The organism is Microbacterium sorbitolivorans, assembly GCF_003327285.1.
GTDB classification, from domain to species: domain Bacteria; phylum Actinomycetota; class Actinomycetes; order Actinomycetales; family Microbacteriaceae; genus Microbacterium; species Microbacterium sorbitolivorans.
In genome coordinates, this window is sequence record NZ_KZ848473.1 from 902,452 (window position 1) to 919,288 (window position 16,837).

A 16,837-nucleotide genomic window follows, 5' to 3' on the forward strand; every position below is an offset into this window, starting at 1 on the left:
AACCTCAGGTCAACCTTTCCGCTGACACCTCGGGCAGAAGTGGCTCGAGCGGTTCGTGAACGCCTCGCGCACGAGCATCGTTCCGCACCGCGCGCACGGCTCGCCATCGCGGCCGTAGGCGTTCAGCGAATGCGCGAAGTAACCCGCCTGCCCATTCACGTTCACGTATTGCGCGTCGAAGCTCGTCCCGCCCTCCGCGAGCGCACGCTCGAGCACGAGGCGTACCTCGGCGAGCAGGCGGTTCGCGGCGCGCGTCGACAGCGCCGCGGCGGGGGTTTCCGGATGAATCCGCGCAGCCCAGAGCGACTCGTCGGCGTAGATGTTGCCGATGCCGCTCACCAGGTTCTGGTCGAGGATCACGCGCTTGATCGCGGAGTTTCGGCGCGCGAGCGCGGCGCGGAAGGCGCGATCGTCGAACGCCGGATCCAGCGGATCCCGGCCGATGTGCGCGGCCTGCGATGCGACGAGCGGCAGCGGATCACCGAGGCCGCCCGCGGCCCCGTCGGGCGTCGGCACGAGGGCGTCGACCGCGAGGGATCCGAAGGTGCGCTGGTCGGCGAAGACCACGGCGAGCTCGCCGTGGTCGGGGTGCTCGATCGACAACCGGATCCGCTCGTGCCGCTCGGCGGGTGCGCCCGGCTCGCGGAGCAGCATCTGGCCGCTCATGCCGAGGTGTGCGATGATCGCCTCGTCGGAGCCCTCGAGCGGAAGCCACAGGAACTTGCCGCGGCGCACGGCCGCGCGCATCGTGCGACCGGTGAGGCGACGCTCGAAGTCGGCGCCGCCTCCGGTGTGCCGCGTCAGGGCGCGCTCATCGAAGACCTCCACGCCCATAAGGCGAGCACCCACGACGGCGGGCGCGAGGCCGGCCCGAACGACCTCAACCTCGGGAAGCTCAGGCATTCACATTGCGCCAGAGCGTGAGCGCCGCGACCATCTCGGCCTGCTTCTTGCTCGTGCCAGTGCCGCTCGCGGTGTGCTCGCCGACCGTCACGACGGCCGTGAACCGGCGGTCGTGATCCGGGCCCGAGCTCGTGATCTCGTACGACGGCGGCTGCACGCCCAGCTGCTGAGCGAGCTCCTGTACGGCCGTCTTCGGATCCACCGCCGCGCCGAAGCGATCGGCGTCGGCGAGAAGCGGCGTGATGAGCCGCAGCACGAGGGCGTCGGCGGCTTCGCGCCCCGCGGACAGGAAGGTCGCCCCGAAGAGGGCCTCCGTCGTATCCGCGAGAATCGAATCCTTGTCGCGCCCGCCCGTCTGTTCCTCGCCACGGCCGAGGAGCAGGTACTCCCCCAGGCCGATGCCGCGGGCTACCTCCGCGAGGGCGACGGTCGAGACGACGGCCGCGCGGCGCTTGGCGAGCTCGCCCTCCGACACGTCGGGGAACTTCTCGTAGAGCATCGCCGTGACGGCGAGGCCGAGAACCGAGTCGCCCAGGAATTCGAGGCGCTCGTTGTGAGGGATGGCCCCGTGCTCGTAGGCGTAGGAGCGGTGCGTCAGCGCTAATGCAAGAAGCTCGGCGTCGATCTCGACGCCGAGCTTCTCGGTCAGCGACTCGCGAGTGTGCGATGTCACGTTAATTCAATTTCAGGCGTCAGCGACCTTGCGGCCCTTGTACTCGAGGAACAGCTCGGTGCCCTGCGAGTCGGTGACGACCTTGGCCTGGTGAGGACGGCTGTAGACAACCTTGCCGTTCTCAACGGTCTTGACGAGGGCCGGGGCCGACGCCTTCCACTGCGCGCGGCGCGAGCGGGTGTTCGAACGGGAAAGCTTCCGCTTCGGGGGGTTACCAGCCATGGCTAGTTCTCTTCTCTGCTCAGACCGGCGTCAGACGCCGGCTCGGTTTCGGTAAGTTCTCGGAGCGCTGCCCATCGAGGATCGATGGGATCTTGCGCCACGCCGGAAGATTCAGTCAGCAGGTCGCCCGTGACGGGATCAAGGCCCGGGCAATCCGGCCGACAGACCGGATGAAACGGGAGCGACAACACAATCGCTTCCCTGACCAGAGCTTCAAGATCCACGTGGTCGTCTTGAAGCACAAAATCAGGAGTTTCATCTCCAGGGTACTCGAAAAGCTCCTGGAACTCGACTTCGACACTCTCAGCAATCGGCCGCAAGCAGCGACTGCACTCGCCCACGTACTCGGTGTCAACCGTGCCCGACACGAGGATGCCCTCGTGAACAGACTCGAGTCGCACGTCGATGTCGAGGTTCTCGCCCTTCTCGATGAAGACGATTCCCTCGCCCCAGCGTTCGGGGATGGCGATCGTGAGGGTATGCTCGCGCATCTCGCCCGGCTTGCGAACGATGTCGCGCGCGGGCAGGACGAAAGGCCCGTCAAGGTGATTCTTCACCCCACCAGCCTACGACGAACGAGGATCAGAAGTCGCTGGGCGAGGATCCATCGAGATAACGCACAACCGCCTTCGGCACGTACGGCGACACATCGCCGCCGAGCCCCGCGACCTGGCGCACGAGCGAGCTCGACACTGCCGAGTTCGCCGGATCCGCCAGCAGGAAGACCGTCTCGACGCCCGTGAGGTGGTTGTTGACGATCGCCATCGGGGTTTCGTACGCGACGTCGACCTGCGAGCGAATGCCCTTGACCAGGACGCCCGCGCCCACCTCCTGCGCGTAGTCGACGAGCAGGCCGACGCTCCACGCACCCACCGTGATCTTGCCCTCGATGCCGGCCTCGGCGATCGACTGCTCGAGCAGGCGCAGCCGCAGAGCGATCGGGAGCATGCCCTCCTTGTCGGGGTTGTGCACCACGAGCACGTGCAGCTCGTCGTACAGCCCAGCCGATCGACGAATGATGTCGAGGTGCCCGAGGGTGGGCGGGTCAAAGGAACCGGGAACGACGGCGATGCGGTTGCTCATGGGGCCAGCCTAACTATGCGACTTAGTTCTTTCTGAGTGCCGCGCGCTCGTCGCTACCCAAGCGCGCGGAGAGTGCCTCTGCGAGGCCGGGGTGTTTCTCGAGGGCGGGGTCACCCGCGAGGATATCGTCGGCGATATCGCGGGCGCGCGCGATGAGCGACGCGTCCTTGATGACGCGGAGGAGCTTCAGCGACGAACGGGATCCGGATTGCGAGCCGCCGAGGACGTCGCCTTCGCCGCGGAGCTCGAGGTCGACCTCGGCGAGCTCGAAGCCGTCGAGCGTCGCCGCCACCGCCTCGACGCGCTCGCGCGCGGGCGTCTCGGGCATCGCCTCGGTCACGAGCAGGCAGAGCCCCGGCACGCCGCCGCGGCCCACGCGGCCGCGCAGCTGGTGGAGCTGCGATACGCCGAAGCGATCGGCCTCGAGGATGATCATCGTCGAGGCGTTCGGCACGTCGACACCCACCTCGATGACCGTCGTCGCGACGATGAGGTCGATCTCGCCGCGCGCGAACGCCTGCATGATCTGATCCTTCTCCTCGCCCGGCATGCGCCCGTGCAGCGGCTGGATCCGAAGGTGCGACGTCGTGGGCTGCTTGCGCAGCTGCTCGGTCACCTGGTCGACGCCGAAGCGCGGGCCCTTGCGGCCCTCCTCCGGCACCAACTCGCCCAGCTCGCCCTGCTCAACGACGGGCTTGGCCGTGTCGTCGGTCGCGTCGATCGCGGGGCAGACGACGAAGACCTGGTGACCCTTCGCGACCTCCTCGGCCGCGCGCTCCCACACCCGGCCAAACCAAGCGGGCTTCTCGGCGATCGGGGCGACGAAGGTCTCGATACCCGCGCGGCCGGCGGGCATCGTGCGGATCGTCGACACGTCGAGGTCGCCGAACACCGTCATCGCCACGGTGCGCGGAATGGGCGTCGCCGTGAGGACCAAAACGTGCGGGTTGTTGCCCTTCGAGCGCAGCGTCTCGCGCTGCTCGACGCCGAAGCGGTGCTGCTCGTCGACGACGACGAGACCGAGGTCGGCGAACGTCGTCTTGTCGCTCAGCAGGGCGTGCGTGCCGACGACGATGCGGGCCTGCCCCGAGGCGACGCGGAGTGACGCGCGCCGACGCTCGGGCGCCGACATCTGGCCCGTCAGGAGCGTCGGGATGACCTCGGCGGCGAGATCGGGCCCGAGCATCTTCGTGATCGACCGCAGGTGCTGCCCCGCGAGGACCTCGGTCGGGGCGATGAGAGCCGCCTGGCCGCCGGACTCGGCCACCTGCAGCATGGCGCGCAGCGCGACGAGCGTCTTGCCGGATCCGACCTCGCCCTGCACCAGCCGGTTCATGGGCGTGGGGCCCGTGAGCTCGTCGGCGACGCGCGCGCCGACGGTCTGCTGATCCGGCGTCAGCGTGAAGCCGAGCGCGGCATCAAAGCGCTCGAGCAGGCCGCCGGGCCGGGCCGCGCGGGGCGTCGCCGCCATCGCGCGCACGAACCAGCGCTGCTGCAGGAGCGCCGTCTGCATGACGAGCGCCTCGTGCAGCCGCACGGTATAGCGCGCCCGGTGCAGCTCGGTGTCGTCTTTGGGGCGGTGCACCTTCTCGAGCGCCTCGCGCGCCGTCATCACCTTGTGCTCGGCCCTGGCCGCCTTGTCGAGGGGCTCGGGCACGTCGCCCAGCTGGTCGAGCACCGTCTCGATCATCTGCTGCAGCTTCCACGTGGGAAGCGTCGACGTCGCGGGATAGAACGGCACCGGCTTCTCGGCGTACTCCTCCGCGTCGATGATCTCGCCCTCGTCGAAGAGCTGATAGTCGGGGTGGGAGAACTGCAGCTGGCCGCGGTACTCGCCGACCTTGCCCGAGAACATGCCGCGGGCGCCGGGCACGAGCTCGTTCTGCCGCCACTGCTGCCCGAAGAACGTGAGCGACATCTCGCCCATGCCGTCGCCGATGACGACCTCGAGAATCGTGCCGCGCCGGTTGTGCATCTGACGCGTCGTGGCGCGGATGACCTGCGCGATGATCGTCGCCGGCGCCCCGATCGGCAGGTACGCGATGGGCGTCAGCTGGCCGCGCTTCGCGTAGCGCCGCGGGTAGTGCGTGACGAGATCGCCCACCGTGGCCATATCGAACGCGCGCGCGAGCGACTTGGCGATGGTCTCACCGAGCGCCACCTTCAGCGGCGTCTGCATCTCCAGAGTCATGATTCGATCATATGTTCGATCTCCGACAATCGGAGTCAGACGTCCGGCTCGCCCCACCAGAGCGTCGTGTCGCCGAACTTCTTCGCGCGCACCTCACGGAGCCCCGCGGCTCCCCACGCCGGCGCGCCGGATCGCGTCGCCCGCTCGACGATGACGAGCGCATCGTCCATAAGAAGCGTGCGCAACAGCGACAGATCCTCGTTCAGCTGATCGGCCGGCAGCTCGTAGGGCGGATCCAGGAAAACGACGTCGAAGACGCCGCCCGCCGTGCGCAGATACGTCTGCACCGCGGTCGCGTGCACCTCGGCGCGCCCGCCCGTCGCGCGCGCCACGAGATCGGCGTTGCGGCGGGCGATCTGGGCCGCTTTCTGGCCCTTCTCGACGAGGTGGCAGGCCGCCGCGCCCCGGCTCAGCGACTCCAGCCCGAGCGCGCCGGATCCGGCGTAGAGGTCGAGCACCGTCGTGCCGTCGAGCATTCCCGTCGACTCAAGCGACGAGAACAACGCCTCGCGCACGCGGTCACTCGTCGGCCGTGTTCCCGAGGGCGGGACCTCCAGGCGCGTTCCGCCTGCGGATCCCGAGATGATGCGCGTCACACCATCACCTTACGAGGTCATTGCCCCGCGGAGCCCGAAGAACCGGTCCAATCGCGGTACGGATCCCACCCCGCGCGCCCCGCGAACGGCGCGCCGTCGACGAGGAGGGCGTCGCCCGCGCGCTCCAGAACGCGTCCGATCGCGCGGAACCCGTCGGGCACGTCGCCCGCGAAAACGGCGAGCAGCGCGTGGTCTTCTCCCCCGCCCAGCGCGCGGCGCGGATCCGGGCCCAACAGCGACGAGTCGAGATCGAGCGTCACGCCCGACGCGTCGGCGAGGCGCGTCGCGTCGAGCGCGAGGCCGTCCGAGACGTCCATCATGGCGTGGGCGCCGGCGTCGGCCGCGGCGAGGCCGAGCGCGACGGGCGGCAGCGGCCGCAACTGGCGCTCGACCGCGTACCGCTCGGCGTCGTCGAGCAGCGAGAGATCGGGGGCGGATCCGTCGAAGCGGTCGAAGAGGATCTCGAGCCCGCGGGCCGCGACCCCCATGTCGCCCGCGAGGGCGACGGTGTCGCCGGGGCGCGCGCCGGAACGGAGCACCGGGGCGCGGCCGCCCATGTCGCCGAGCGCCGTCACCGCGACCGTCAAGACGTCAGACTGGGTGAGGTCTCCCCCGACGACGGCGCACCCGGGCGCGAGCTGCTCGCACGCCTCGCGGAGGCCATCGGCGATGCGCTCGACATACGCGATCGGCGTCGCGTTCGGCATCGCGAGCGCCACGAGGAGCGCCGTCGGGCGCGCGCCCATCGCCGCGACGTCCGATAGGTTCACGGCGGCCGACTTCCAGCCCAGGCTGTAGCCGTCCGACCACTCCGACCGGAAGTCGGGACCCTCGATGAGGGTGTCGGTCGTCGCCACGAGCGAACCCGAGACGCGCAGCACCGCCGCATCGTCGCCGGGGCCGACGAGCGCCTGATCGGCCGATCCCGTGCGCTCGGCGATCCGGGCGAGGATCTGCTTCTCGGAGAGGTCTCCGACCGTCGTCTCGCTGTGCATCACTCCAGCCTATGCGGTGGCGGATCACCCACTCAGGCACGCGGAATAGGCTGGCGGGGTGATTCGCCGGATCTCCGCCCTCTCAGCCCTCGTCGTCGCGATCGCCGCGCTCACCGCCTGCACCCCCACGGTGCACATGGAGCCCGCGGCCGACGCGAATGACCCGCTCTGCGCGGAGGTGAGCGTTCGCCTGCCCGACACGATCGACGGCCTGAAGCGCTCCTGGACCGACGCTCAGGCGACCGCGGCCTGGGGCGACCCGAGCACCGTGCTGTTCTCCTGCGGCCTCGAATCCCCCGCGGCGTCGACCCTGCAGTGCGTGACCTTCGGCGGCGTCGACTGGCTCGTCGACGACACCGACTACCCGATGCTGCGCATGACGACCTTCGGCCGCACCCCCGCGGCGCAGGCCTACGTCGACACGTCGAAGATCTCGGGCGACCAGGCCCTCGACGCGCTCAAGCTCGCCGTCGGAACGCTGCCGGTGACCGGACAGTGCACGACGGTCTCCGAGGCGACGCCTGACGGCGACGACGCCCCGGAGACCGCGACAGAGTAGGGCTTATGCCCGAGCGAGCTCGATCAGCTCGGTGATGAGGTCGGCGTAGCCGAGGCCGGAGGCGATCCAGCACTTCGGGTACATCGAGATGGGCGTGAAGCCCGGCATCGTGTTCAGCTCGTTGACGACGATCTCGCCCGACTCCGTCAGGAAGACGTCGACGCGCGCGAGACCGCGGCCGTCGACCGCATCGAACGAGCGCGCGCCGATCTCGCGGATCCGCTCGATCTGCTCGTCGGTGAGGTCGGCCGGGCAGACGACGTCTGCCCCGTCGCCGCCGAGGTACTTGCCCTCGAAGTCGTAGAACTCGCGGGTCGTCAGGACGATCTCGCCCGGAAGCGACGCGCGCGTCGGCTCGGATCCGCGGCCCTCGAGAACCGCGACCTCGATCTCGCGACCGACGATGCCGGTCTCGACGAGCACCTTGTCGTCCTCCGCGAAGGCGATGCGCATGGCCTCGTCGAGCTCGGAGGCGTCGTGCGCCTTCGAGACGCCCACGCTCGAGCCCGCGCGAGCCGGCTTCACGAACACGGGGTAGCTGAGGGCCTCGATCTCGGCGCGGATCGCGTCGGGCTCGGCCGCCCAGCGGGCCGCGCGCACCGTGATCCACGGCGCCACGGCGATGCCGTCGGACTGCAGGGCGATCTTCATGAAGTGCTTGTCCATGCAGATCGCCGAGTCGAGCACGCCGCCGCCCGCATAGGGCAGCTCGAGGATGTCGAGGAAGCCCTGCATCGTGCCGTCCTCGCCGTGCACGCCGTGCAGGATCGGCAGGACGACGTCGATCTCGCCGAGCGACTCGACGGATCCGTCGGCCCGCTCGACGCGCAGCTCGCGCGCGCCGCCCGGCATCGGCCAGATCACGCGCGTGCCGTTATCGACCACCTCGGGCATCTTCTCCGCGTTGAGGCGGAAGCGCTCGGGGTCGTCCTGCTCGAGCACGAAGACGCCATCGCGCGTGATGCCGATCGGCACGACGCGGTAGCGCTCGCGGTCAATCGCGCCGAGCACGCCCCCCGCCGTCGCCGAAGAGATCTCGTGCTCGCTCGAGCGTCCGCCGAAGAGCACCGCCACGGTCGCCTGCTGCATGCTGGGTTTCCTCCTGGGGAGTGTCGTCATCTGTCGTGAGGTGCGGCGCGATGTCGCGCGGCTTCATGGTGCCATCGAGCACCATCTTCACCTGTTCCACGATGGGCATGTCTACGCCCTTTTCGTGTGCAAGCTGCAGGATCGGGGCGACAGAACTCAGGCCCTCGGCCGTCTGTTCCATGTGCGCGACGACGTCGTCGAGCGTGTACCCCTGGCCGAGCAGCCGGCCCGCCGTGTTGTTGCGGCTGAGCGGCGACTGGCAGGTCGCGATCAGGTCGCCGAGGCCCGCGAGCCCCTGCATCGTCTCGGGCTGCGCGCCATACGCAACCGCGAAGTCGGTCATTTCCACGAGCCCTCGGGTGATGATCGAGGCCTTCGTGTTCTCGCCGTAGCCGACGCCATCGACGATGCCGGTGGCGACGGCGATGAGGTTCTTCAGGACGCCGCCGAACTCGGTGCCGGGAACGTCAGTGTTGACGAAGGTGCGGAAGTAGGCGTTCGAGCTCGCGCGGGCGACGACGGCCGCCGTCTCGGCGCTGTACGACGACGCCACCGCCGCGGTCGGCTGCTCCTGGGCGACCTCGCGCGCGAGGTTCGGGCCGCCGACGACCGCGATGCGGTCGCGGTCGCACCCGAGCACCTGCTCGATGACCTCGCTCATGCGCATGTTGGTGCGCTTCTCGACGCCCTTCATGAGGCTGACGATCGGCGCGTCGGTCTTCGCCAGGATCGGGCGGATCTGCTTCAGCGTCTCGCGGGCCGACTTGCTCGGCACCGCGACGTACACCTGATCCGCTCCCTCGAGCGCGCGCGCAATGTCGTGCGTCGCGTGCATCGAGCGAGGGAGGTTAATGCCGGAGAGGTAGCGCGAGTTGCGCTTCGCCTCGTCGATCTCGCGCGCCTGCTCGGGGCGGCGCGCCCACATTGTGACCTGGGATCCGCCGTCGGCAAGTATCTTGCCGAAGGTCGTGCCCCAGCTCCCCGAGCCGAGAACCGTGACTCGGGTGCTCACATGCGCCCCGTCTCGCTCTGGCCGTGGCGCGTCGGATCCCACCGCTCGGCGGGCGGCGTCTCGCCGCGGATCTGGCCGAGGAGGCCGGAGATCTCTGCCATCACGCGATCGGTCGCGTCGGTGAGGACGCCCTTCTCGTGCTCGCGGCCGACGAAGTCGCTCATGTCGACGGGCTTGCCAATGACGACGGTCACGCGGCGACGCGGCGGGAAGAGCTTGATCTTGCCGTAGCGCGGCATGAACTGCTGCTCGCCCCAATGCGCGACGGGGATCAGCGGGATGCCCCCCGCGAGCGCCAGGCGCACGGCGCCCGACTTGCCGCGCATCGGCCACACGTCGGGGTCGCGCGTCAGCGTGCCCTCGGGGTAGACGATCACGCCGCGCGCGTTCTTCACGATGTCGTTCGCCTGGGCCATCGACTGCGAGGCTCCCGACTTGCCGCGGGTGACCGGAACCATGCCGGTCGCCTTCATCGCGGCGCCGAGCACCGGCACGCGAAAGAGGCTCTCCTTCGCCATGAAGCGCGGCGCGCGGCCCAGCCGCCAGGTCGCCACGGCGACCGTCAGCGGGTCGAACTCGCTGTGGTGGTTGGGGGCGAGCACGTACGCGCCCTCGCGCGGCAGGTTCTCGCCGCCACGCACCTCAATCTTCGCGAACCACCCGACAAGCGGTACGACGACGGCCGCGAGCAGCCAAAACAGGCTGGGTCGCGACTTCTCGCTCGAGGCCTTGGCCACGCTCAGCCTACGACGTCGAAGTCAGCGCCGAGGGCGGTGAGCTTGTCGAAGAACTTCTCGTAGCCGCGACGAATGATGCCGACGTTCGACACGCGCGACGTGCCCTTCGCGGCCAGCGCCGCGATGACGTAGGCATAGCCACCACGCAGGTCGGGCACGACGATGTCGGCGCCCTCGAGCGGGGTCGGGCCGGTGATCACGGCGGCCTGCTCGAGCGGGCGGCGCGGCACGCGGCGGTATGCACCCTCGAGACCCTCGGGGTGCACAACGATGTCGGCACCCATCTGGTTCAGCGCGGAGGTGAAGCCGAGGCGGTTCTCGTAGACCGTCTCGTGCACGATCGACACGCCCTCGGCCTGCGTCAGCGCGACGATGAGCGGCTGCTGCCAGTCGGTCATGAACCCGGGGTGCACGTCGGTCTCGACCATCACCGGGTTGAGCGGCGTCTTCGAGCGACGGAAGGTGATGCCCTCGTCGGTGATGTCGAACGCGCCACCGGTCTTGCGGTACACGTTGAGGAACGTCAGCATCTCGTACTGGCGCGCACCCTTGACGAAGATCTCGCCGTCGGTCGCGAGCGCGGCGCAGGCCCAGCTCGCGGCCTCGTTGCGGTCGAAGAGGCTGCGGTGGTCGTAGCCCTTGAGCTCGGCCACACCCTCGATGAAGATGACGCGGTTCGGCTCGTACGAGATGATCGCGCCCATCTTCTGGAGCACGCCGATGAGATCCATGATCTCGGGTTCGATGGCCGCGTTCTTGAGCTCGGTGACGCCCTTCGCGCGGACGGCGGTCAGGAGCACCTGCTCCGTCGCGCCGACGCTCGGGTACGGGAGCTCGATGCTCGCGCCGTGCAGTCCCTCGGGTGCCGAGAGGCGGATCCCGTTGGGCTGCTTGTCGACGATCGCGCCGAACTTGCGGAGCGCGTCGAGGTGGAAGTCGATGGGGCGGTCGCCGATGCGGCAACCTCCGAGGTCGGGAATGAAGGCCTGACCCAGCAGATGAAGGAGCGGGCCGCAGAAGAGGATCGGAATGCGGCTGGATCCCGCGTGCGCGTCGATCTCTTCGAAACCGGCCGACTTCGCGGCGGTGGGGTCGAGCACGAGCGAGCCGGGCTCCTCGCCCTCCGTCACGCGGACGCCGTGAACCTCGAGGAGTGACCTGACGACCTCGACGTCGCGGATCTCGGGAACATCGCGGAGCGTCGACGGCGTTTCGCCGAGGAGCGAGGCCACCATGGCCTTGGTCGCGAGGTTCTTTGCGCCCTTGACATCGACCTGTCCGCGCAGCGGCCGACCGCCGCGGATTTCCAGGACGTCGCCGAGGTCAGGGGTCGCGGTGTTTTCCGCGTCAATCACAGACGTCATTCCAGTGGATCCTCACTCACTTCCGGCGGATGGGCCGCCCCGGGGTTCGGGGCGGCCTCGGTCTCACGGAACCGGGAGGGTCCGCGGCCGCCAAGCCTCGCGGCGGGCCTCGAACTGCGTAATCTCATCCTGATGACGCAGCGTGAGCCCGATGTCATCGAGCCCTTCGAGGAGCCGCCACCTAGTGTAATCGTCGATCTCGAACGGAGCGCTGAAGTCGCCGAGCGTGGCGATTCGCTCGACAAGATCAACCGTCATTTCGACCCCGGGGTTCGCGTCCATCGCGGCCCAGAACTTCTCCATCACGTCTTCCGTGATGATGCCCGTGACCAGGCCCTGCTTGCCCGAGTTACCGCGGAAAATGTCAGCGAAGCGCGGCGAGAGAACGGCCTTGAAGCCGTAGTCGCGGAGCGCCCACACAGCATGTTCACGGCTCGAGCCGGTGCCGAAGTCGGGGCCGGCGACGAGCACCGACGCGTTCTTGTACGGCGCCTGGTTCAGCACGAAATCGTCCTGCTGACGCCACGAGTAGAACAGCGCGTCGTCGAAGCCGGTCTTCGTGACCCGCTTGAGGAACACGGCCGGGATGATCTGGTCGGTGTCGACGTTGCTGCGCTTCAGCGGTGCCGCGACGCCCGTGTGAGTGGTGAATTTCTCCATGATCAGGCTCCTGCACCTTCCAGAACGGGCGTTTCGAGGTCGCTCGGGCTCGAGAGCGTGCCGCGCACGGCGGTCGCCGCCGCGACGAGCGGCGACACCAGGTGGGTCCGACCGCCCTTGCCCTGGCGGCCCTCGAAGTTGCGGTTACTCGTCGAGGCGCAGCGCTCGCCCGGCGCCAGCTGGTCGGGGTTCATGCCGAGGCACATCGAGCAACCCGCGAAGCGCCACTCGCCGCCGAATTCGGTCACGATCTTGTCGATACCCTCGGCCTCGGCCTCGAGACGCACGCGGGCGGATCCGGGAACCACCATGACGCGCACGCCGTCGGCCTTCTTGCGGCCCTTGATGACCGACGCGAACGCGCGCAGGTCTTCGATGCGGCTGTTCGTGCAGGATCCCATGAACACCGCGTCGACCACGATGTCCTTCATGGGCGTTCCCGGCGTCAGGTCCATGTAGTCGTACGCGCGCTGGGCGGCCTGGCGGTCGCCCTCGTCGTCGAAGCTCTCGAGCGTCGGAACCGTCTGCGACAGCGATACGCCCTGGCCGGGGTTGGTGCCCCAGGTCACGAAGGGCTCGAGCTCGTTCGCGTCGATGAACACCTCGGCGTCGAAGGTCGCACCCTCGTCGGTCGGCAGGGTCTTCCAGTAGGCGACCGCGTCGTCCCAGTCCTGGCCCGTCGGCGCGTGGTCGCGGCCCTTGACGTACTCGAAGGTGGTTTCGTCTGGCGCGACCATTCCGGCGCGGGCGCCGGCCTCGATCGACATGTTGCAGATCGTCATGCGCCCCTCCATCGAGAGGGAGCGGATCGCCGAGCCGCGGTACTCGAGCACGTAGCCCTGACCGCCGCCCGTGCCGATCTTCGCGATCACCGCGAGGATGATGTCCTTCGCCGTGACGCCGGGCTTCAGCTCGCCCTCGACGTTGATCGCCATCGTCTTGAACGGCTTGAGCGGCAGCGTCTGCGTGGCCATGACGTGCTCGACCTCGCTGGTGCCGATGCCGAAGGCCAGCGCGCCGAACGCGCCGTGCGTCGAGGTGTGGCTATCGCCGCACACGACCGTCAGGCCGGGCATCGTGAGGCCCAGCTGCGGGCCGACGACGTGCACGATGCCCTGCTCGGCGTCGCCCAGCGGGTGCAGGCGCACGCCGAACTCGGCCGTGTTCTTACGCAGCGTCTCGATCTGCGTACGGCTCGTGAGGTCGGCGATCGGCTTGTCGATCGCGAGCGTCGGCGTGTTGTGGTCTTCCGTGCCGATCGTGAGGTCGACGCGGCGCAGCGGCCGGCCCTCCGTACGGAGGCCGTCGAAGGCCTGCGGGCTCGTCACCTCGTGGATGAGGTGCAGATCGATGTAGATGAGGTCCGGCTCTTGCCCCTCGCCGCGGACCACGACGTGGTCGTCCCACAGCTTCTCGGCCAGGGTGCGCGGGTTTTCCGGAATGGTGATATCAGCGCTCATGCGAATTACTTAACTCCTTGACGGGTGTCGGTGTCAGCCATCGACAAACTCCGCGACGGGGAGGCCTAGAACGAGGTCCCGCCGCGGCAGCTAAGGAGGAGGCTGTAGCACCGCACCCCTCGAGAATAACAGAGTGCTCAGTACTCTCCGTTCGCACGGATCCAGTACTGAGCACTCTGCTTAACGCGGGGGCGATTCGGCCGTCAATTCTCCGGCGCGCTGCGCTTCGTCTCGACCGAGTTCACGGCGATGCTCGCGACCGTCGACACGACGATCGAGGCCACGATGACGCCGAGCGACACCCAGTTGCTGATCTCCGGGGCCCACTCGATCGGCTGGCCGCCGTTGACGAACGGCAGCTCGTTGACGTGCATCGCGTGGAAGACAAGCTTCACGCCGATAAAGGCGAGGATGAACGCCACGCCGAACTTGAGGTAGCGGAGCTTCTCGAGCAAATCGCCTAGCAGGAAGTAGAGCTGGCGCAGCCCCATCAACGCGAAGAGATTGGCCGCGAAGACCAGGAATGGCACCTGCGTGATGCCGAAGATCGCAGGGATCGAGTCGATGGCGAAGATGAGATCGGTGACGCCGATCGAGATAAACACGATGAGCATAGGCGTCAGCATCTTCTTGCCGTTCACCACGGTGCGGATCTTGGATCCGTCGTACTGGTCGTGGATCGGGACGAAACGACGCAGCGTGCGCACGATGAACGACTCGGCCTTCGCGTCACCGCCGTGCTCCTCCTTCTCGAACACCTGCTTCAGCGCGGTGTATACAAGGAACGCGCCGAAGATGTAGAAGATCCAGCTGAGCTGCTCGATGAGCACCGCACCGACCATGATGAACGCAGCGCGAAGAATCAACGCGATGATGATGCCCACCATGAGCACCTCCTGCTGATACTTTCGTGGCACAGCGAACTGGCTCATGATCAGCACGAACACGAAGAGGTTGTCGATCGACAGGCTGTACTCGGTGAGCCAACCGCTCACGAACTCGAGCGCGTGGTTGGTGTCACCGATCACCCACAGGGCGACGGCGAAGAGCAAGGCGAGCGTGACGTAGAAGACAACCCACAGCCCAGACTCCTTGGTCGAGGGAATGTGCGGACGCTTCAGCACTAACAACAGATCTGCAGCCAGGATCAGAACGAGGACGATCAGCGATCCGACCTGGAAAGCAACAGGAATTTCCACAAGCAAGCCTTTCGGGCGCTCGAAACTGCCGAAAGTCTCTCCCCGCACCTCTCGATGCGCCACGCACCCGGAGCCGCTTTGATGGGGCTCGTACTGACGATATGCGCGGTGACGGGATACTCCCCTTCGCGCGAGCAAGTCTATTCCACGGCGCACCGCGCGCCGAGCACGAACGCAAAGAAAGCCTGGACAATCGTCCAGGCTTTCTTTCTGCGGTGACCCCAGCGGGATTCGAACCCGCGTTACCGGCGTGAGAGGCCAGCGTACTAGGCCGCTATACGATGGGGCCGCATGTCTTCCGTGCGAGGCTCGAAGTTTTTCTCTCCGTGTCTCTCGCGGCGACATAGATAACTATACGCACGATTGGTGCGCAGGGCAAAATCGAGCGCCGCTACCCACAACGCCCGGGCGTGTTTGCCTGATCAGAGCCTATTCCATTTTCGACGCGGAGGGAAGCCCCCTGGGCCAACTTCGGTGCGAGAGTTGTCTCATGCGCATCATCAAGCACGAACATGCTCGCCTCACCGTTCAGGAATCGGGCGAGAGCCTCATCGTCGACCCCGGTAGCTTCTCTCCCGACCTCGGCGACCTCGCCGGCGTCGTCGGCGTGATCATCACGCACGAGCACGCCGATCACTGGACGCCCGAGCACCTCGAGCGCATCGCCCACGAGCTGCCCGGCGTGCCGATCTTCAGCACGGCCGCCGTCGCCGCGGCTGTCCCCGCCGAGATCACGGTCGTCGCGCCCGGCGACGAGCGCACCGCCGGATCCTTCACGCTGCGCTTCTTCGGCGGCACCCACAACGAGATCCACTCGTCGATCCCCCTCATCGACAACGTGGGTGTGCTCATCAACGAGACGCTCTACTACCCCGGAGACTCGTACGCGGTGCCGGAGGGGGTCGACGTGCAGGTACTCGCGGCGCCGGCGGGCGCCCCGTGGCTCAAGATCGGCGAGGCCATGGACTACGTCCTCGCGGTCGCCCCGCGCCACGCCTTCGGCACGCACGAGGGCACGCTCTCGGCGCCGGGCCTCGCGATGCACCTCGGGCGCCTCGCGTGGGCGACAGAACAAAACGGCGGCGAGTTCCACCCCCTCGCGGCCGGCGAGGCGCTGGAGGTCTAACCGGGCCGGCCCCACCCCTCCCCTCGGTCAATATCATCGAGGGAGAGGCCGTCACGGCAGGAAGCGAGCGTCGATGTTCACTGTTCCCCCTCACATCCACCGGATCGGTCAGCGGGAGTTCGACTTCTCGCGCCAGGTCGCCGTCATGGCGGTGATCAACCGAACGCCCGACTCGTTCTTTGACCAGGGCGCGACGTTCGCGCTCGACAACGCCGTCGCGGCGTCACTCCGCGCGGCCGAGGGCGGCGCGGATTGGGTGGACATCGGCGGCGTGCCCTTCGGCCGCGGCCCCGAGGTGTCGACGGAGGAGGAGATCGACCGCGTCACCCCCGTCGTCGAGCAGGTGACGCGCCAGAGCGATGTCGTGATCTCCGTCGACACGAACAAGGCGGCCGTCGCGGCCGCGGCGATCGAGGCGGGCGCCGCCGTCATCAACGACACGAGCGGTCTCGGCGACCCTGACATGGCGTCGGTCATCGCGAAGAGCAACGCGTTCGTCGTCGTCACCCACAGCGTGGGGCCGCCCCGCGTCGAGAAGCCCGCGGCGCACTTCGACGACGTCGTGGCCGAGGTGCGCGCCTTCCTCGTGGAGCGCGTCGAGCGCGCCGTCGCGGCGGGGATCCCGCGCGAGCGCATCATCATCGATCCGGGCCACGACCTCGACAAGAACACCCTGCACTCGCTCGAGATCACGCGGCGCCTCGACGAGATCGCCGACATCGGGCTTCCGCTTCTCGCGGCGGTGTCGAACAAGGACTTCGTCGGCGAGGTGCTCGACCGCAAGAAGAAGGAGCGGCTCGCGGGATCCCTCGCGGCGATGGTGATGTGTGTCGAGCGCGGTGCCCGCATCCTCCGCATGCACGACGTCGCCGCCTCGGTCGACTCGGCGCGCATGATCGAGGCCGTGATGGGGTGGCGCGAGCCCGTGCGCCTCGAGCACAACACCCACCCGACGCACAACGTCTAGG

The 16,837-nt window shown here is 68.2% G+C and carries 18 protein-coding genes and 1 tRNA gene; 3 read left to right on the forward strand and 16 right to left on the reverse strand.

What is annotated here, in order from left to right; genetic code table 11:
• Positions 1-9: 9 nt before the first annotated feature.
• The 8 genes from mutM to thiL form a co-directional block, all read right to left on the reverse strand.
• Complete coding sequence (gene mutM / locus DTO57_RS04560) at positions 10-903, reverse strand: bifunctional DNA-formamidopyrimidine glycosylase/DNA-(apurinic or apyrimidinic site) lyase (protein ID WP_114116992.1); 894 nt, start codon at positions 901-903, stop codon at positions 10-12.
• On the reverse strand, positions 896-1,576 hold the full coding sequence (gene rnc / locus DTO57_RS04565) for a ribonuclease III (RefSeq protein WP_229730557.1): 681 nt from the start codon (positions 1,574-1,576) through the stop codon (positions 896-898). Before rnc ends, mutM begins: the two co-directional genes overlap by 8 nt.
• A gap of 12 nt (positions 1,577-1,588) precedes the next feature.
• Positions 1,589-1,798 (reverse strand): 50S ribosomal protein L32, encoded by a 210-nt coding sequence (rpmF, locus tag DTO57_RS04570; RefSeq protein WP_114116994.1) that lies wholly within the window; start codon positions 1,796-1,798, stop codon positions 1,589-1,591.
• 2 nt (positions 1,799-1,800) lie between these two features.
• Positions 1,801-2,289: a YceD family protein gene (locus DTO57_RS04575; RefSeq protein ID WP_114117287.1), complete on the reverse strand. Its 489-nt coding sequence runs from the start codon at positions 2,287-2,289 to the stop codon at positions 1,801-1,803.
• 91 nt (positions 2,290-2,380) lie between these two features.
• Positions 2,381-2,881, reverse strand: a complete 501-nt coding sequence (gene coaD / locus DTO57_RS04580; RefSeq protein ID WP_114116995.1) for a pantetheine-phosphate adenylyltransferase — start codon at positions 2,879-2,881, stop codon at positions 2,381-2,383.
• Positions 2,882-2,903: 22 nt separating this feature from the next.
• Positions 2,904-5,072 carry an ATP-dependent DNA helicase RecG gene (locus tag DTO57_RS04585; RefSeq protein WP_114116996.1) on the reverse strand — a complete coding sequence of 723 codons (2,169 nt, stop codon included), beginning with the start codon at positions 5,070-5,072 and terminating at the stop codon, positions 2,904-2,906.
• A gap of 35 nt (positions 5,073-5,107) precedes the next feature.
• Positions 5,108-5,668 (reverse strand): 16S rRNA (guanine(966)-N(2))-methyltransferase RsmD, encoded by a 561-nt coding sequence (rsmD, locus tag DTO57_RS04590; protein ID WP_114116997.1) that lies wholly within the window; start codon positions 5,666-5,668, stop codon positions 5,108-5,110.
• A gap of 17 nt (positions 5,669-5,685) precedes the next feature.
• A complete protein-coding gene (gene thiL / locus DTO57_RS04595) occupies positions 5,686-6,663 on the reverse strand; it encodes a thiamine-phosphate kinase (protein ID WP_114116998.1) in 978 nt (325 codons plus the stop codon).
• A 58-nt stretch (positions 6,664-6,721) separates the two neighbouring features.
• Here thiL and DTO57_RS04600 point away from each other — a divergent pair, with 58 nt between their 5' ends.
• Positions 6,722-7,222 carry a DUF3515 family protein gene (locus DTO57_RS04600; RefSeq protein WP_229730553.1) on the forward strand — a complete coding sequence of 167 codons (501 nt, stop codon included), beginning with the start codon at positions 6,722-6,724 and terminating at the stop codon, positions 7,220-7,222.
• A gap of 3 nt (positions 7,223-7,225) precedes the next feature.
• Here the strand turns inward: DTO57_RS04600 and DTO57_RS04605 are convergent, their stop codons facing one another.
• From DTO57_RS04605 to DTO57_RS04640, 8 genes are all read right to left on the reverse strand, one after another.
• A complete protein-coding gene (locus DTO57_RS04605) occupies positions 7,226-8,311 on the reverse strand; it encodes a D-alanine--D-alanine ligase family protein (protein ID WP_114116999.1) in 1,086 nt (361 codons plus the stop codon).
• The gene (locus DTO57_RS04610; RefSeq protein WP_114117000.1) at positions 8,217-9,323 is read right to left on the reverse strand and encodes an NAD(P)H-dependent glycerol-3-phosphate dehydrogenase; all 1,107 of its coding nucleotides are present in this window, start codon (positions 9,321-9,323) and stop codon (positions 8,217-8,219) included. The genes DTO57_RS04605 and DTO57_RS04610 overlap by 95 nt, the downstream gene beginning before the upstream one ends.
• Positions 9,320-10,060, reverse strand: a complete 741-nt coding sequence (locus DTO57_RS04615) for a lysophospholipid acyltransferase family protein (RefSeq protein ID WP_229730551.1) — start codon at positions 10,058-10,060, stop codon at positions 9,320-9,322. Before DTO57_RS04615 ends, DTO57_RS04610 begins: the two co-directional genes overlap by 4 nt.
• Before the next feature lie 2 nt (positions 10,061-10,062).
• Positions 10,063-11,424 carry a UDP-N-acetylglucosamine 1-carboxyvinyltransferase gene (gene murA / locus DTO57_RS04620; protein WP_114117002.1) on the reverse strand — a complete coding sequence of 454 codons (1,362 nt, stop codon included), beginning with the start codon at positions 11,422-11,424 and terminating at the stop codon, positions 10,063-10,065.
• 63 nt (positions 11,425-11,487) lie between these two features.
• Positions 11,488-12,084, reverse strand: a complete 597-nt coding sequence (gene leuD, locus DTO57_RS04625; RefSeq protein WP_114117003.1) for a 3-isopropylmalate dehydratase small subunit — start codon at positions 12,082-12,084, stop codon at positions 11,488-11,490.
• 2 nt (positions 12,085-12,086) lie between these two features.
• Positions 12,087-13,544 carry a 3-isopropylmalate dehydratase large subunit gene (gene leuC / locus DTO57_RS04630; RefSeq protein ID WP_114117004.1) on the reverse strand — a complete coding sequence of 486 codons (1,458 nt, stop codon included), beginning with the start codon at positions 13,542-13,544 and terminating at the stop codon, positions 12,087-12,089.
• Positions 13,545-13,747: 203 nt separating this feature from the next.
• A complete protein-coding gene (locus DTO57_RS04635; RefSeq protein ID WP_114117005.1) occupies positions 13,748-14,743 on the reverse strand; it encodes a TerC family protein in 996 nt (331 codons plus the stop codon).
• Positions 14,744-14,959: 216 nt separating this feature from the next.
• Positions 14,960-15,032: transfer RNA gene (locus tag DTO57_RS04640), tRNA-Glu, on the reverse strand.
• 201 nt (positions 15,033-15,233) lie between these two features.
• On the opposite strand from DTO57_RS04640, the gene DTO57_RS04645 reads away from it, so the two are divergent.
• Both DTO57_RS04645 and folP read left to right on the forward strand, forming a co-directional pair.
• Positions 15,234-15,869: an MBL fold metallo-hydrolase gene (locus DTO57_RS04645; RefSeq protein WP_114117006.1), complete on the forward strand. Its 636-nt coding sequence runs from the start codon at positions 15,234-15,236 to the stop codon at positions 15,867-15,869.
• A 73-nt stretch (positions 15,870-15,942) separates the two neighbouring features.
• Positions 15,943-16,836, forward strand: coding sequence for a dihydropteroate synthase (gene folP, locus DTO57_RS04650; protein WP_114117007.1), 894 nt, complete (start codon positions 15,943-15,945; stop codon positions 16,834-16,836).
• Position 16,837 lies beyond the last annotated feature (1 nt).